An 18,442-nucleotide genomic window follows, 5' to 3' on the forward strand; every position below is an offset into this window, starting at 1 on the left:
CTGCAGAGACTACCGTGCTCAGAGCCGGAGGCATGACACAAAAAAGTCCGAACACCCCTGACTGTGTCCGAACTTTCTTCCTTAGAGAAGTATCTTTTATTTCTTTCCGGTGTGCCCGAATCCGCCCGCTCCACGCTCGGTAGCATCGAGGACATCCACTTCTTGCCACTCAACTTGAGCATGACGCGCGAGCACCATCTGACAGATGCGATCACCGGGCTGAATGGTGAATGGTTCGGAAGACACATTGGCAAGGATGACCTTGATTTCTCCTCGGTAATCCGCATCGATTGTACCCGGGGTATTGAGGAGTGTGAGTCCGTGCTTGAGTGCCCAACCGCTTCGGGGACGCAGTTGCATCTCATATCCCACAGGCAGAGAGATGAACAGTCCTGTCGGTATGGCTTGTCGCTCGAGAGAGCCAAGGGTCACGGGCTCGGAGATATGAGCATAGACATCCATACCCGCGGAGGCAATAGTGGCATAAGCAGGGAGTGAATACGGACTTTCGTTGATGATCTTGACGGTGACTTTATTGTCTTGCATAGGTTGAGAAATAATGTATCGACTGTGAGTTGTTATGGCTGTTCGTTGGATTTTACTCGGGACGTAAGCGGGCAAACTTGGCAATGAGGACTTTCTTGCCCTCTTCTTCAAAATCGACATGCACCTTGATGCCTGAAAAACTGTTGCTAAAGCCCTCTACAAGACCTCTCCCGAAACGATCGTGATATACATGATCGCCCTTTTTGAAGTCCATCCCATCCACTTCGCTCATGATCGTATCAAGTTCGTCCTCGGCCTTGGTAGCGGAAGACTTGCGGATGATGCGAGTCATTCGCTTGGGCGCAGGATCGGAAGTTGAAGAGGGTGAGGACGGCTTGCGATCGCCCGAAGGAAGACGGGTAGAGCGTTGCTTACTCCGAAGTATCCCGGTATAATCCTCCACATACAAGGGATCAAGATCGAAGATAAACCTGCTGGGAGAACTGATATTGGTCTGCCCATGGATCATTCGCTCTCTTGCAAAGGATAGGGTACAAGCCTCTTTGGCTCTCGTGATTGCAACGTAGAGGAGGCGACGCTCTTCTTCGATACTTGCCTCGGAGTCGCTTCGACCGGATGGGATGAGGCCTTCTTCGAGCCCCACTATGTAAACATGAGGGAACTCAAGCCCTTTGGAGGCGTGCATCGTCATCAGGGTCACCTTGGGGCTGTCATCATCCTCGACTGCATCACGATCGGTAAAGAGAGCCATCTCGCGGACAAAATCTTCGATCGTAGGAGTATCATCCCCTTCATCGGACTTACTGCGCATGTACTCGGAGAGCGCATTAAGGAGTTCGTCGATATTCTCAAGTTTACCCTCTGCCTCTACACTGCCGTCACTATACATGGTAGGGATTCCGCTGGTATGTATGACATACTTGAGGTAGGCATCGGCAGATAGTTCATCCTTGCGTGAACGCATCGTCTCGATGAGGCTGACAAAGGCAGATAGATGCTTGATGGCAGCCGACTTGAGACTTTCTTGGAGGAGGAGAGGATCCGAAGCCACCTGCATGCAGCTCTTGTCATACTTGAGAGCAAGAGCAGATACCGCAGCGAATGTCGTTGCTCCAATACCTCTTGTCGGAGTATTGTGCACTCGACGAAAGGCTTCATCATCGTTAGGATTGACAACAAGACGCAAGTAGGCGAGGACATCTTTGACCTCTTTACGATCAAAGAAAGACAGACCTCCATAGATGCGATAAGGGACTCCGAACATGCGGAGATTATCCTCTATGAGTCGGCTTTGTGCGTTTGTGCGGTAGAGTACGGCAATATCTTCGGGAGAGACACCTTTGTTTTTGATAAGAGCAAAGATCTTGGCAGCAATAGTTTGAGCTTCGACTTGCGCAGTGAAAGAACTGATAAGCCCCACTCTGTTCCCCTCTTCTGCCACAGCCTCGACGACTTTTGGTATACGCTTGGAGTTTTTCTCGATGAGCTTACCTGCCAGATTGACTATCGTACCTGTCGAACGGTAGTTCTTTGTGAGCTTGAGAAGGACAGCATCGGGAAAATTACGCTTGAAGTTGAGGATGTTGTCGATGACAGCTCCACGAAATGAATAGATGCTCTGAGCATCATCACCCACGACACAGACACGTGTACCCTCGCCCTTGAGGAGCTTGACGATCTTGTCCTGCACTCTGTTGGTATCTTGGTACTCGTCCACGAGGATGTACTTGAACCTCTCGTGCATCTCATTCCTCACGATCTCATGCTGTGACAGGAGGCGATACATATTGAGCAACAAGTCATCAAAATCCATTGCATTGGCTCTATGACAGCGAGAAACATAAGCCGAGTAGACCTCCGGGAAACGAGAAATCTTTTTGATAGTGAAGTAGTTCATTGCCTGTTGATCCTGAGCCACCCGGTCAGGCATGACCCCTTCATTCTTTACGTTTGAGATGAGAGAAATGATCCTCTTCGGCTCATAAAATTTCTCATCAAGAGCCATCTCCTTCAGAATCATCTTGATGAGAGCTTTACTATCGGCGGAGTCGTAGATAGTATAGTTGTCACTGTACCCGAGCAAGGGGGCATAACGCCTCAGTAATCGGGCAAAGATGGAGTGAAATGTCCCCATCCAGAGATAACGGGCAAAGTCATCCCCTATCATCGAACCGATACGCTCACGCATCTCTCCCGCAGCCTTGTTCGTAAACGTGAGGGCAAGTATCTGAGAGGGGACATAACCTTGGGTAAGGAGATACGCAATCTTGGTCGTGAGCACCCTTGTCTTGCCCGAACCTGCACCGGCAAGGATGAGGCTGTTACCCTCGTTGTAGAGGACGGCAGCCCGTTGTTCGTCGTTGAGACAATCCAGTAATTCTTCTATCGAGATCATTTCTTCTTTGTTTTGGGGAAGAGTTCACGGCGCAAGTATTCGGCGGTATAACCCACGGTAGACTCCAGCATTTGCTCAGGTGTGCCCTCAAAGATGATCCGTCCGCCACCTTGACCACCCTCCGGCCCTATATCTATAAGATGATCGGAGACCTTGATCACATCCATATTGTGCTCGATAACAACGACGGTGTTCCCTCTGTCCACAAGTCTGTTGAGGATATTCATCAGCATTCGGATGTCTTCGAAGTGAAGGCCTGTTGTCGGCTCATCAAGGACATAAAGGGTCTTACCCGTATCACGTTTGGAGAGCTCCGCTGCCAACTTGATACGCTGGCACTCCCCACCCGAAAGAGTAGATGATGGCTGTCCCAACTTGATATATCCCAGTCCCACATCCTGCAAAGTCTTGATCTTACCGAGGATGTGTGGGATGTTTTCGAAGAACTCCACCGCCATATTCACCGTCATTTCAAGGACATCCGCGATGGACTTGCCTTTGAATCTGACCTCAAGTGTCTCACGGTTGTAACGCATCCCTTTGCACGTCTCACAAGGTACAAACACATCGGGCAGGAAGTTCATCTCGATCCTCTTGTAACCATTCCCCTTGCACGTCTCGCATCGTCCCCCTTTGACATTGAATGAGAAACGTCCCGGTTTGTATGCACGCATACGGCTCTCCGGTGTTTCGACAAAGAGGTTGCGGATATCCGTAAATACTCCTATGTATGTTGCCGGATTGCTTCGAGGCATACGCCCGATAGGTGACTGATCCACCGCCACGACCTTGTCTATGTACTCAAGTCCTTTCAAGTCTTCATAAGGCAACGGCTGAGCCAACGATCGGTAGAAGTGCTTGCTTAGAGCCGGATACAACGTATCATTGATAAGCGAAGACTTACCACTCCCCGACACCCCTGTGATACAAGTCAGTGTACCAAGAGGGATGGAGAGGGTATCCCCTTTGAGGTTGTTCCCCGTCGCACCTATGAGTTCGAGACGATGCTCGTTGCCTTTACGACGCGCCTCGGGCACTTCGATCTCCTTCTCGCCCCTCAGGTACTTTGCCGTAAGGGTATCGGCATCCTTCATCTTGTCCGGAGTCCCCTCGAAGACGACCTGCCCGCCCTTGCGTCCTGCACCGGGACCAAGGTCTACGACATAATCTGCCTCAAGCATCATGTCCTTGTCATGCTCCACCACGATGAGGGTATTCCCCTGATCACGAAGCTGTTTGAGCGAATGGATGAGCTTGATGTTATCCCTCTGATGGAGACCGATGCTTGGTTCGTCAAGGATGTAAAGGACATTGACAAGCCTACTGCCTATCTGAGTTGCCAGGCGGATGCGCTGTGTCTCTCCGCCCGACAGACTTCCGGTCGAACGGGACAAGGTCAGATAATGCAATCCCACATCAAGGAGGAAGTCCGTACGCGATACTATCTCCTTGATGATCTCCTTGGCTACGGTCTTACGCTTCGGATCGACAAGATCCGGCACTGTCATCGCCCACTGTTTGAAGTCAGGCAGAGACATCTCTGTGACTTCGATGATGTCTTTTCCCCCGATCTTATAGGAGAGCGGCTCTTGTCCCAACCTCTTACCGTGACACGAAGGGCACCGGGCATAGGTGTTGAACTGCTCCGCCCACTTCTGAGCCGAAGCCGACTCCGACTGTTCGGCTATCTCCTTGATGTACTCCGTAAGTCCCGAGTAACTGAACAAGCGCTCCCACTGACCACTATCGTTTTTGACCCTCAAAGTATAGTCCACCCCGTTGAGGATATCATCCATGAGTTCCTCAGGATACTCGGATATCGGATCATCTATGGCGTATCCGTGGTGCTCCGCTATGGCACGGAGTTGGTTGAATATCATGTTGTTTTTGAACTTCCCCAGCGGTGCCAAAGCTCCACCTGCGACACTCAGTTTGTCATCCGGGATGATCTTTTTCATGTCCGGAGTGGGCACAGTCCCCAGCCCCTTGCACTTCGGGCAACTACCCTGTGGGGCGTTGAACGAAAATGTATGCGGAGCCGGATCCGGAAAAGCTGTCCCCGACACAGGACACATCAGACTGCAACTGAAGTAACGCCCCTTATCAGGCGTATCGAAGTCGATGACAAGGATCAGATCCTTGCCGATCCTCAAAGCCATGCGTACACTCTCTCGCACACGCTCGTGGCTACCGGCATCGACTTTGAGCTTGTCCACCAAGACTTCGACCCTGTGGGTCTTGTATCGGGACAAAGCAAGCCCCGGTACGAGATCGATCATCTCACCATCGACACGGACTTGGATAAATCCACGCTTCCGCATCTTTTCGAGAAGTTCGCGATAGTGTCCCTTACGATCCTTGACAATGGGCGCAAGGATATAAATACGCTTTCCCTCGAAGTCACGAAGTATCCCCGAGACGATATCCTCTTCAGTAAATCTTATCATGGCTTCCCCCGTGGCAGGCGAATAAGCAGTGGCTGTACGTGCATAAAGGAGACGTAAGAAGTCGTAGATCTCTGTTGTCGTCCCCACGGTACTTCGGGGATTTTTGTTGGTTGTCTTTTGTTCGATGGAGATTACCGGACTCAGCCCCGTGATCTTGTCCACATCGGGACGCTCCAATCCCCCAAGGAAGCCACGAGCATAGGACGAGAACGTCTCTATATAACGACGGTTACCCTCGGCAAAAATAGTGTCAAAGGCAAGCGAAGACTTCCCACTACCACTGAGCCCGGTCATGACACAGAGGGCATTACGAGGCAAGTCCACATTGATATTTTTGAGATTGTGCACCCGGGCACCCTGCACCGAGATACACTCTTTATGATGTTGATTATCTTTAATATCCATTATCCCCAAAGTCTCTCCCCACACCTCCACCATTGGCGTGTGGGTGAAACGCAAATATACTCATTTTTCGCCCACCATTTTCCGTCATCGCTGTGTTTTTTCATCGGAAAAAGGACACATGATCCTACCCCACATCACGAGGTAAAGAACCCTCGAAATTAATGTGTCTAACTTGATGAATTAAGTTGTCTAACTTGTTGCGTCAAGTTAGACAACCTTTTTTCATCCTCTCCACAAAGCAAAGTCTACTAAAAAAACTGTCAGTAGGGAGAGACCAAAAAGAAACATATTCCGGCAAAAACATCCAACTGACATCGAGCATTTTCAGACATTGAAAGGATATCTCGACATTCCCCAATCGGAAGACTTTATGGTGTAGGACAGAAAGCATCTTGTCGTGCGCCAGAAAAGAAAAATTGAAGCCAACGTACTCCTGCTTGCCCTCAGAGGGCACCTCCACTTTTGGGAAAACTCATTTTTAATATTTGAAACCATTTTTCCACACACAACAGAAAGGATAAAGAAAGACAGAAGTTAAAAACCAAACAAAATGACCAATTTTAACCAAATTACCCTTGACAAGCCAAAATATTTTCAACAACTTTGCGCCGATCGTTACCATAGCGGAAACAGAATTTGAACAGAGCGTCCCAAAAACACTCATCAGAATAGTAACATTATACTCTAAGTATGAAAACAATTTAAACTATAACCTAAAAAAATCAACCACTATTTAGCCAATAAAATAAACCTCGCAATATGCTTTCAGACATATGTCTTGATGCTGAGCGTCTTATACTTGACACCATTTTTGACACTAAAATAATATCTATGAAATGAAAACATCTGTATTCTTTTTGGGGATATTGAGTTGTTTATTACTCCTATCCTCATGCCGGAAAGACAGTATTGACACTTCATCTTGGCTCAAGGTAGATGCTGATGAAGTGATAAGACTGGAATCCGGCACCGGCGAGAAGATCATCGCAGTAAGTTCGAGTCAGGGGCAATGGGCCACCACAAGTAATGCGGACTGGCTGGAAGCCAGACAGGCAGGAGACTATCTTGTGCTCAACGCAAGACCTAATGAAACTCTTAATGTACGCAAAGCCCAAGTTCTGGTCGTTTCCTCCGGCATCAAAAAGGCTCTACAGATAGAGCAGGAAGGCTATCCTACCCTGATAGTGGAAACAGATCCGGCAGAGATCACGTTTGCAGAAGAAGAGGGACAAATGAGACTTATACTCAAGTCTAACAGTACCGAATGGACTGTAAACAATCCGTCAGAAGACTGGATAGAGACCATCGCTCGTCCTCGAGTCGGTGAGCTTGTCGTGAAAGTCAAAGCCAATGAAACCACAGATGCCCGTACGGCAGAGATAGCGATATCAGCCAATGACCGGATCAAAACCATCAAAGTCAAGCAAAATGGCAAGCTACACTTCTTCCTCCCCTTCTCAGACTGGGGCACAGACTTCGCAAGTGTACAGAAGAGAGAGCTTGCTCGTAAGAGTAAATTGGCAGGCACACCCAACCCCAATCTCGGTGTCAAAGACTATACCTTCTTCAGCGTAAGTAAAGTTTTCCAGCGTGTAAGGTACGAGTTTGAAGACTACGGCAGTGATATGCTGCAAGCTACCACGGTAATAGGAGACAAAACTGTCCCTTACACTAATGAATTTCATGAGTTCCTACTAAGTGAAGGTTTTGAGCGTATTACGCCATTGGATGGACGTACCAAAGGCTTGTTACTATATGTCCATAAGGAGAAGAAAATTGATATGTCGATATATACGACCCTTGACAAAGTAGAGAAGAGAGATGTATCGATCATATTCTGTCGTCCCATCGTAGAGCAACCCGGTCCTATGCCTACACTCTCTAAATTCGATACAGGCATGCTGAGATTTGGAGAAGCTACCAGCAAAGAAGTTGGAGATTGGGAAAAAGCCAATGGTGGCAAGTACGATGAAGACTTTTCTGCAGCACTTGGGACTCCAATCTTTTTTGCCGAGAATCCATTCTATGCCAGAGGATACTTCTTTGACAAGGTTGGAGATACTCCCGAGACAAAGAAATTCATATTAAATGGATATTTATATCTCTACATAAGTCATGAGTTAGGTCTATACAGATACGGAGGTATGGAGTATTTGACCAATGAGTTCAAGGCATTGTTGGAACGCGAGGGCTTTGAGTTTATGTACTTCTACCCCGGTAACAGAAGCTACTACTTCAAAAATAAAACTAAGAAAGTAGAGGTAGCCATCAAAAGTATCGTGTTGGGTCCTCGTAGATTGCTGCGTGTAAACTTCGGTCCGACACCGGAGAAAATAACCGGCACCTCACAGGCAATGGGAGCAACAGAGTCAAATAACATGATCAGTACTAACATTACAAACGTAGAGCTATGAAATATTATATAATAGCAATCCTTGTAGCCCTATCTCTATGTATTACTTCATGTAGAGACGAGCAGGTATCTCCATCAAGACAAAAAACAGAATTGGTTGTGTCTCAGCAAGAGACTCTGACTCTACCTGCAGAAGCTACAGAGCACCGTGTATCTGTACAAACCAATGTACAAGAGTGGACCTGTTTCTCCAAAAGCTCTTGGTTGCAAGCCAAGGCATCAGGTCGTGAAATAGTATTGTCTGTCTCCGCCAATACCGAAGCTCAGTATAGAGAAACAACAGTGCAAATAGTAGCAGCAGATCAAGTATATAATTTTAATGTAAAACAACACGGGACTGCAATCACTCTGGCCCTAAGCAATCAGCCTGATATCATAGATCAGTGGGGAGCAGAGATCTTGGTGGATGTCAATACCAACGTAGAGACATGGACTGCAGAGTCAAGTGAGAGTTGGGTAGAAGTTACACCCAAACACAGGGACGATCAGCTATTGATCAAAGTCATTGCCAATGATTCTCGCTACAAGAGAAATGCCACAGTGACTGTCACAGAAACCACATCCGGTATCAAGAAGGAGTTTCAGCTCGTACAGAGAGGTATGGTCTATTTCATCCTTCCTTTTACAGGTTATGAGAGCAGCAAGGGAGAACTCATAAACTTCGAAACCAATAGAAACAGTAACCTTGTACAGACTCCCACAGAGTACAACCCTGTGTACAAATTTGAGACGGTCAGCCCCATCTTCCGTACTATACTGTACACCGTAGATATAGATGAGACAATCATGAGGAGTCAGGTATTCTTCGATACGAAGAAGATGACAACCGATCAGGAAAAAGCTGAATTTTACGGATATCTGTCGGATGAAGGGTTTAATCACGAAGGGGACAACATCTACTACTCTACAAAACACCAGTCAGAAGCAGAACTTAAGGCCAATCACATGCTTTATACCTACTATCCTCTGGAGAAGGTTGCTACCCAGCCTATTGATGGCCTACCTCTTGAAAACACAGAGATCAACAGCACAACTCCCGATGAGATCAAGGCGTATCAAAAGAATCTGGGTAGAGAGTACATAGACAGTCTGTCTAAGGAAGATAGAAGATTGGTGTTCCGTTCTTTTGATGGTGATAAAGAGGAGTTACACGTATATTACTTTAGCTCTGTATCAGGCAAATTGATTGAAGCAATCCACTTCTATGAAAATATGCCAAGGTACATGTACACAGCGGATAATCAAAAGACTTACTTCACGAGAGAGCTTCGTAAGGCTATCCGTAAGGATAAGTTCACCTTCAACTATTATTCAGACACCAAGCTCAGATATAGCTATCTCTCTCCGGACCGTAAGACTGAGATGCTTGTAGAGCAGGTGAAGCATCCATATCCGGAGAAAGGACAGACTCCTAAAAAGATGGTGAAGATCAAGTTCCAAATCAATCGTAATATCTAATTCCAGAAGATTAAATAATATGAAACACTTACTTAAATATACCACAGTCCTGATTGGTCTGCTCACCATTGGGTTATACGGGTGTACCAGAGATATACTACCGGATGAGGATAACTCCGTAGAGCTTACTCTATCTCAAAGCGTAGTCCTACTGGACAATACAACGACAAAAGCAGATGTGAATATCACCACTACACGAGATTCATGGAGCTGTATTACATCCGCAGAGTGGTTGGAGTGCACAAAGTCTGAGAATAAAATGCACCTAATGGCTAAACTCAATGACACAGGCCATGAACGTGTAGCCACAGTCATTGTCACTGCCGGCGAGACTACAGAACAGGTTGTCGTCAAGCAGGCAGCAACCACTGGAGGCATAGGCGGATCTATCTCTACAGACAAGACCGAGTTTCAGGTGGATCAGTGGGGAGATACCTTTGTGATACCTGTATATACCCACAGTAAAACCTGGGAAGTCATCTCTTCTGAAGATTGGGTCAGCGTACGTCCTAATCTTGTTAAGGGTTCTATACAGATTGTAGTAGCCGAAACAGAAGAACGTCCCGACAGAGAGGCTAATATCCTCGTCAGAGAGACCAATACCGGAGACTATTTTTCTGTCAAGATTTCTCAAAAGGGTATCATGTTTATCATCCTTCCCTACCTGAAGTTTGGGACAACGATAGACCCTCTCATGGAGTTTGAAGAAGCTCGTAAGAGTACAGTCATCGGTAGACCTGGGGATAACTCGGGAGCCTATGGAGCTGTCAACAAAGACCTATGGAAATTTGCAACCAAGAGTAAGCTCTTTACTCGTATGGAGTATCGCTTTGCCGGCGATAAGATGACTCAAGCATATGCATACAGTGATATTTACGAGCTGGATAAAGCGTATGATGAGTTTACAGCTTATTTAGAAGATCTGGGCTTTATTCCGGATGATAAGAAGTTTAAGTTCTTCAATAAAAAGATGGAAATGATGGCTGAGTTGGGCTTAGGGGCAGGAGGTAATGAGATCTACCTACTCTATACATATCTTCCCAATCAGAAAGAGGCCTATCCCACCTTTGAGGTGTTCCCCGGACGTCTCTCCAACATAGAAGGGTGGACCGGCTATGACAAGGATAAAATTCATGAGTGGGAGACTGCCAATGGAGGTGTAACCAACAAGAAGGATGGCACTGTAAGCTCAATCTCCAAGACTCGTACTATCTATTACACATCCGTCAACCCTCTTGCACCTGAGAAGACAACATACACCCTCAAACCATCTGCGGAAGAGCAAGGCAAGGAAAAGATCACAGGATTTTCGCTCAAGTTCAGAGAAGTCGATACGAGCAAGTTCTTTTGGGAGAAAGATGGCAACTTCTATCTCACAAATGAGTTTATGTCCCTATGTACCAAGTCCAAGATGAGATATGTAGGTAAGAATAGCGATGTACATATCTTCACCCACACAGAAACAGGCGCCTTCTATAGGATCAAGGTAACTGGAGATCCCGGTAAGGCTTCTGTCACAATGGACGTTACACCATAATATAATAGAAAAGATAATGAACAATAAATATATTCTTTTGACACTGCTTGGTGCTTCAGTTGCCTTAGGCAGTTGTCGTCAGGATGATTTGGATCTTCCTACCCAAGACCTCGAACAATCAGCTGTACAAACAGTTGTAGACGATAGAGAGATTGCTTTGCCTAATGTCATTCGTGTTCGTTTCGCTAATAGTGAGGTAGAACGGATAGAACTTTTACTCAAAGACCAGCAGGGCTCGGACAAACTGGAGACAAGTTCTGTGCCCCTGCTTGAAGAGATCAAGGCAGTGCATATGGAACGTGTCTTCCCTCACGCAGGCAAGTATGAGGAACGCACCAGACGTGCAGGTCTACACCTATGGTATGATATCACCTTGGAGGACGAAGTTTCGGAAGCAGAGCTTATGGCAGCACGTAACAAAGCGATGGAGTTGGCTGATAAGTCATCCGGCGTTACAGCGACAGAGCTTGTATATGTACCTAAGCTCCCTCAGACCAAGGTTGTCAAGTTTGATATGAATCAGCTCAGGAGCATCAGCACTACAGCGGCACTGCCAATGAACGATCCTATGCTATCCAATCAATGGCACTATCATAACGATGGAAGTCTTATCAGATCCAAGGCCGGAGCGGATATCAATCTATTCGAGGCATGGAAGAAAGAGTCAGGTAAGTCCGAAGTAATCGTATCTGTCGTAGATGGTGGTATCGATTTTGAACACGAGGATCTTAAAGACAATATGTATATCAATGAGGCAGAACTCCGTGGTGTGGCAGGCAAAGACGATGACGGCAATGGGCATATCGATGACGTTTATGGCTACAACTTCTACCTCAAAAAGGGGACAATCAATGCCATCGACCATGGTACACATGTAGCAGGGACTGTCGCTGCACGCAACAACAACGGTATCGGTGTGTGTGGTGTTGCCGGAGGAAACGGTGAAGCCGGATCCGGAGTGAAACTCATGTCTTGTCAGACATTTGACATAGACCCCAAAGACAAAAGGATAAAGGGTGGTGGCTTTGCACAAGCGATCAAGTATGGAGCGGACAATGGTGCTGTAATCAGCCAAAACTCTTGGGGGACTCCCGGTACAACAAGAATCTCGCCCTCTACAAAGGAAGCTATCGACTACTTTATTAAGAACGCAGGATGTGATACTGAAGGAAACCAGCTACCTAACTCTCCTATGAAGGGAGGTGTGGTGATCTTTGCGGCAGGTAACGAAGGTACTGACTATGCAGCCTCACCCGCTGCCTACACAAAGGTCATATCTGTGTCGGCAATGAGTACAGATTTCCGAGTATCGCCATACTCCAACCGTGGAGACTGGGTAACTATCATGGCTCCGGGTGGAGACATCTACCAACACAAAGGTCAAGTACTCAGCACACTGCCAAACAACGAATATGGCTATATGCAGGGTACCTCGATGGCTTGTCCTCATGTATCCGGTGTTGCTGCTTTGATTGTATCCAAGTTTGGTGGTCAAGGATTCACTGCAGAAGAACTAACTAAGCGTCTCAAGACTGCCATCTCATCCGTGGATATCAACGAGATGAACCCTGAGTATGCCGGACGTTTAGGTGTAGGATATATAGATGCCAATATTGCAATATCAGGCAAAGCCTCTACGACTGCTCCGGATATGGTTCGTTGGGAAAAGGTAACATCTACTCATACAGGACTTGATCTGACTTGGCACGTAGCCGGTGATGAGGATGATCAAAAAGCATTTGGTTATAATATCTACATGGATAAAAAGCCATTGACCAAGGAAAAACTTGCCAAGGCACATAAGATCACCGTTACCAAGAGTGCAGCCAAGTTAGGAGAAACAATAGACTATCAGATAAAAGGCCTTAGTCCCAAGACTCGCTACTATTTGGCTATCGAAGCATACGACAGATGGGGTAATGTGAGTGAACCGGCTTTCAAAGATGGAGAAACTCTATCCAATCATAATCCGGTAATCACAGTTCCCGATCATGCAGCTATTCGCCTCTCAGGCAAGGATACTTATGATCTCACACTATCTGTATCCGATCCTGATGGACACAAATGGACTCATAAGATCGCAGGTCCATCACATGGTGTGACAGTGGAGCGTGTGGGTGATGAGCTCAAGCTACATTTCCGTGTAGTTGTAGCACAGGGATCATATACTATCAAGGTCGTTATTACAGACGAACTCGGAGGAACAGTTGAGCAAGACATCTCATTTGAAGTCTATCAGAATGTGGCTCCAAAGCAGATCAAGCAGTTTGAAAAGGCTTATCTACCTATGCATACAGAACCTCTGAAGTTTGATCTTGACACCTACTTCAGCGATGCCAACAAGGATGCCCTCAAGTACTCCGTACGCACTATCGGGGCAGGTAGTTCAGTGGCTGTTATCATAAATGAGTCGAACATGACTGTCAAAGGTGCGAATCTTGGTCGTGCGGCCTTAGAAATTACAGCTACAGATCCCAAGGGTATGCAAGCCAAAGCTATTCTCGAGCTGGAAGTCGTTCAAGATGAGTTGGTTCATATTATTTATCCAACACCGGTAAGTAGCACGTTGAACATACGTTTTGCATCTCGCTTGCGAAGCGCCTTGGTTAAGGTCTTCACACCCTCAGGAGAAAAGGTTTTGGATCATACGGTCAATCTTCCGGAAGGGCAACCTGTTTCCCAACTGGATGTACGTAGTCTATCTACAGGCACTTACATCTTGCACGTAGAAGCAGAAGGTAAAGAATATCGTCAATCATTCATCAAACGCTAACATCACTAGTCTATGATAAAGAAAATCATATTGTTCTGCCTGGGATTCTGCGCTCTAGGCACGACATTAAATGGTCAGACGCAGACCCTTCCTATTTTGGGTATGGGAAATGATATGCGCTCTGCCGGTATGGCAGGAGTCAATCCGGTCTATAGCCTTCAAGGTAACTTATACTCAAGTCCAACCTCTCTGCTATATGGTACAGACAAAGGGATACGCCTCAGCTATCAGATCGGCTTCCATCACACCACAGATGCCAATAGCGTCACATATCATCAAGCCTCAGCAGGCTATCGTCTGGGGCAACTCCGGGGAGTTTACTTGGGATGGCGCTACTTGGGAGGTACGGAAGTCCCTTATGTCAATGCTATGGGTATTACACGTGGTATGATTCATCCTCGAGACTGGGCAGTAGAACTGGGTTATACACGTCTCTTTGGAGAAGCATTTTCAGGTTGGGGACGCGTAGGTTATCTGCAGTCTTACAACTCGGTAACAGCTGATGTTGTCACAGCTTCTTTGGGAGCTGACTATCGTTGTCGTGGGTTCTATGACGACTTTGGAGATTGCATGTTGAGTCTTTCTGTGGAAAACTTTGGCTCTAACGTAAAGTATGCGAAGTCCGCCGAAAGCTTCAAGCAGCCTACTCTTGCTCGGCTTGAGGGTAGTGTCAGCTTCCTAAAGGATCGCAACCTCACGTTGGGAGCAGGAGCTCGTTACTTGTTTACAGGTAATGACAACAAGAAGATGATCTACAACTTCGGCGGGGAATACCGTCCGGGCAAACTCATAAGCCTCCGCAGTGGTTATACATTGTCACCTTATGGCAATGTCTTGAGCTTAGGATTAGGTATCGGGTACAAGGGCTTCTTGTTGGACGGAGCTTATGACAAACACGAGGTCAAGGAGTTTAACATGATTCGCCTGGGTATTACTTGGGCTTTGTAATCCGGAAATTCCTTTTCGTAACTTTTTATAAGATGAGGGTGTGTCAAAATGGAATTTTTGGCACACCCTTTTTTGTACTTAACTCCTCTTACCTCTGCACCTCACGCCCAATTCAATACCACTACCCTGAAAGATAAACCGACATATTCAGATATCCGCAAGGAAGGCGATATTATGTTCCATGAAAATCAGGGAAGAAAGGATGCTCGAATGAGTATCAAACATTGAAAGGCTCGATGTAATCTAAGTCTTAAAGACTTTTGCTTCATTCATCTTAGACATCAAAGTAAGTTTTGTAGCACACTGCGAGTTTATAACATTCCTCATATTATCAAAAAAAATACCTGAAAAAATCAGACGTAAAACAAAGTGTGAAAACACAAATACTTTTACGACAAATATTAACACTATTTATGTAATACAGATTATCTCGATATATTTTTCTTGTTAGATTTGCAACACTTTATTTAGTTAATGAACTAAAATGTAAACAAATCACTATGACACATCAGTTATCTAAATTAATGACATGTCTTAGGGTTATGCTGTTATTGATCCTCCTGAGTCCGGTTTGGCTCGCAGCAGGTCAACAGAAAACCCAGCGAACTATTACCGGGACAGTGTATGATGATGAACGCCTACCTTTGATCGGGGCAAGGGTCAAGATCGAGGGAACAAAGATCGTCACAGGCACAGGGGCAGAGGGGACTTATACCGTGAAAGTTCCCGTGGATCAAGACATTGTGCTGATCGTATCTTTTGTGGGTCTGCAAACAACCAAAGTGGTGATCCCCAAGGGAAGCACAGATATCAAAAAGGATATTTCCCTCCAAGGAGATACTAAACTGAAAGAAGTTATCGTAACAGGTATCTACACCAGACCTATGGGGAGTTATACCGGATCTGCCACAACGATAAAGGGGGAAGAGATCCGTAAGGTCGGAGGGCAAAATCTTTTGCAAAGTCTCAAAAACTTAGATCCATCTATCTACCTTCCGGACAATATCTCTCTCGGCTCTGACCCGAACTCTGTGCCGGACATTTCACTCCGTGGCAATTCGGCGGTACTCTCGGAAGAGTCGAGCAACCTACGCAGTACGAGATTCAACCCCAACCAGCCCTTATTCATCGTCGATGGTTTCGAGACATCTATCGAAACCATTATGGACATGGACCTCAATCGTATAGAGTCTCTGACTGTCCTCAAGGATGCTTCGGCAAAAGCGTTGTACGGATCAAAGGCGGCCAATGGTGTGATCGTCATTGAGACCCGAAAGCTACAAGGTGGTCAACAAAGAGTCACTTATGCCGGGAGCCTCAACTTTGAACTTCCTGACCTCACAAGCTATAGCCTTACAAATGCTCGCGAAAAACTGGAGGTAGAGCGTCTCAACGGAGTATACACTGCAGATACACAAGGAAGGCAGTATGAACTCGACAAACTCTACCAGTCGAGATGGGCGAAAGTTGTCGGAGGGCTTGATACATATTGGCTTGCCAAACCTCTACGTGCAGGGATAGGCCACAAGCATAACCTATCTATAGAACTGGGAGACGCTCAAAGCCTGAAGGGAATCATCGACTTCAGCTACAACGAGATACAGGGAGCCATGAAGGGGTCATCTCGTGTCAATGTATCAACATCGGCAAACTTCTCTTATCGTAAGGACAACATCATCTTTCGCAACATCCTGACAATCGCTTCCAACAAAGCCACGGACTCCCCATATGGTTCGTTTGGTGAGTATGCTCGTATGAACCCATATTGGGAAGCTGTCGATGATAAAGGGAACATCAAAAGATGGGCCGAAAACAACATCCCTAACCCCTTGTACAATGGGACAATAGGGACTTCGTCCGTCAACGAATACATTGCCATAACCAACAACATATATGCAGAGTGGCATATCCTCCCTCAACTCAAGTCTACTCTTCGCCTCGGTATCAGCGAACGCAGAGCTGAGGGCAATGTATTCTTGCCTCCGATGCACTCGGCATTTGCCCATGTGAAAGAAGTAGATAAACGAGGTCGATACACGCTGGATAACGGAAGAGAGTCCAACTACACCGGCGACTTGAACGTCAACTACAACACAAATATCGGAAAGCATTCATTCTTCGTCAACGGAGGGGCTTTCATCGGTTCAAGATCAAGCAGCAACTACCGTCACATCGCTGAGGGCTTTTCCAACAACCAGCTGACCGATGCAACGTTCGCAAAAGGTTATGCCGAGAACTCCAAACCTCAAGGGATACAGAGTCTGATACACGACCTCAGCTTCCTCCTCGCGACATCGTACGACTATGATAGCAGATACCTTATCGACCTTACACTCAGAGAGAGTGCTTCTTCTCTCTACGGAGCTAACTCTCGATGGGCAAGCAGCTGGAGTGCCGGCCTGGGTTGGAACATCCACAACGAATCTTTCTTGAAGGGTAAAAAATGGTTGCAAGTGTTGAAGTTGAGGGCTTCACTCGGTCTGACAGGAAACCAAAATTTCCTCGCCAACTATTCTATCCCCACCTACCTCTTTATCAACAATCAGGGATACACCGGTCTCACAGGTGCTTACCTCAAGAATATGCCTAATCCAGATCTCAAGTGGGAACAACGCATGGACTACAATGCAGGGATGGATGTACGAATGGGACCTGTCGCTCTATCTTTGGATCTCTACCAATCTGATACTCGTAATATGCTCACGGATCTGACTATCCCCGGCTCTACAGGCTTTGGAATCGTGAAAGACAACCTCGGTATGGTACGTAACACCGGTATCGAAGGTAAGATGACCTACAGGCTATGGGGTGATGCCAATGGTAACTACATCAATCTCTTCGGGTCGATGATACACAACAAAAACAAGATCGTATCACTCAGCCAAAGTCTTAAGGAGTACAATGACCGTATGAGACAGGAGGCAGTACAAAACAACAGGCAGGCTCCGGTATTGATGTACGAGGACGGACAGTCTCTGACTACCATCTGGGCAGTAGAGTCTGCAGGTATAGACCCGTCTAACGGTCGTGAGATCTATGTCAAAAGAGATGGAAGCCTGACTTATGTATACAGTGCAAATGACCTCATCGCAAGCGGTAATACCGAGCCTAAGATCAGAGGGAACTTCGGCTTCAGTGGAGAGTATCGCAACTTCGGTGTCAACTTGTACTTCAACTACCAAGTGGGTGCGATGATGTACAACTCCACTCTCGTAGACAAGGTGGAAAATGCCAACGTAGACTACAATGTCGACAGACGTATCATGCAAGGACGTTGGCAAAAACCGGGAAACAACACGCCGTTCAAGAGATTTGATACTGCCAATCGCACCCGTGTGACAACGAGATTTATACAACGTAGAGATGAGTTGCAGATATCTGCACTATCCGTCTACTATGAGGTGCCTAAAAAGTGGGCCAATCGCTTGCGTAGCGAACGCCTGCGCTTGGCGTTCAACATGAACGACTTGGCGACATTCTCTACCATCCATGTGGAGAGAGGTACGACTTATCCTTTCGCACGTAAATTCTCTTTTTCTCTCACCTCTACATTCTAAAC

Annotated in this window: 9 protein-coding genes; 6 read left to right on the forward strand and 3 right to left on the reverse strand. The window is 46.5% G+C overall.

Annotation, left to right across the window (positions count from 1 at the left end; all coding sequences use genetic code 11):
* Positions 1–96: 96 nt before the first annotated feature.
* The 3 genes from dut to uvrA are packed head-to-tail and all read right to left on the reverse strand — an operon-like array spanning position 97 to position 5,754.
* The gene (gene dut, locus Q4A14_RS02185; RefSeq protein ID WP_303169606.1) at positions 97–546 is read right to left on the reverse strand and encodes a dUTP diphosphatase; all 450 of its coding nucleotides are present in this window, start codon (positions 544–546) and stop codon (positions 97–99) included.
* Between the two features lie 52 nt (positions 547–598).
* The gene (locus Q4A14_RS02190; RefSeq protein WP_303169607.1) at positions 599–2,902 is read right to left on the reverse strand and encodes an ATP-dependent helicase; all 2,304 of its coding nucleotides are present in this window, start codon (positions 2,900–2,902) and stop codon (positions 599–601) included.
* Positions 2,899–5,754: an excinuclease ABC subunit UvrA gene (gene uvrA, locus Q4A14_RS02195; RefSeq protein ID WP_303169608.1), complete on the reverse strand. Its 2,856-nt coding sequence runs from the start codon at positions 5,752–5,754 to the stop codon at positions 2,899–2,901. Before uvrA ends, Q4A14_RS02190 begins: the two co-directional genes overlap by 4 nt.
* A gap of 836 nt (positions 5,755–6,590) precedes the next feature.
* Here uvrA and Q4A14_RS02200 point away from each other — a divergent pair.
* The 6 genes from Q4A14_RS02200 to Q4A14_RS02225 all read left to right on the forward strand — a co-directional run bounded on the left by Q4A14_RS02200 (position 6,591) and on the right by Q4A14_RS02225 (position 18,440).
* Positions 6,591–8,168 (forward strand): BACON domain-containing carbohydrate-binding protein, encoded by a 1,578-nt coding sequence (locus Q4A14_RS02200; protein WP_303169610.1) that lies wholly within the window; start codon positions 6,591–6,593, stop codon positions 8,166–8,168.
* Positions 8,165–9,625 (forward strand): BACON domain-containing protein, encoded by a 1,461-nt coding sequence (locus Q4A14_RS02205; RefSeq protein ID WP_303169611.1) that lies wholly within the window; start codon positions 8,165–8,167, stop codon positions 9,623–9,625. The genes Q4A14_RS02200 and Q4A14_RS02205 overlap by 4 nt, the downstream gene beginning before the upstream one ends.
* Positions 9,626–9,644: 19 nt before the next feature.
* Complete coding sequence (locus Q4A14_RS02210) at positions 9,645–11,162, forward strand: BACON domain-containing carbohydrate-binding protein (RefSeq protein ID WP_303169612.1); 1,518 nt, start codon at positions 9,645–9,647, stop codon at positions 11,160–11,162.
* A gap of 16 nt (positions 11,163–11,178) precedes the next feature.
* Positions 11,179–13,935 carry a S8 family serine peptidase gene (locus tag Q4A14_RS02215; protein WP_303169613.1) on the forward strand — a complete coding sequence of 919 codons (2,757 nt, stop codon included), beginning with the start codon at positions 11,179–11,181 and terminating at the stop codon, positions 13,933–13,935.
* Between the two features lie 12 nt (positions 13,936–13,947).
* Positions 13,948–14,883: a PorV/PorQ family protein gene (locus Q4A14_RS02220; RefSeq protein ID WP_303169614.1), complete on the forward strand. Its 936-nt coding sequence runs from the start codon at positions 13,948–13,950 to the stop codon at positions 14,881–14,883.
* A 542-nt stretch (positions 14,884–15,425) separates the two neighbouring features.
* Positions 15,426–18,440, forward strand: a complete 3,015-nt coding sequence (locus Q4A14_RS02225; RefSeq protein ID WP_303169616.1) for a SusC/RagA family TonB-linked outer membrane protein — start codon at positions 15,426–15,428, stop codon at positions 18,438–18,440.
* Positions 18,441–18,442: the final 2 nt, after the last annotated feature.

This window comes from Porphyromonas sp., assembly GCF_030529325.1.
In the GTDB taxonomy this organism is placed as follows: Bacteria; Bacteroidota; Bacteroidia; order Bacteroidales; family Porphyromonadaceae; genus Porphyromonas_A.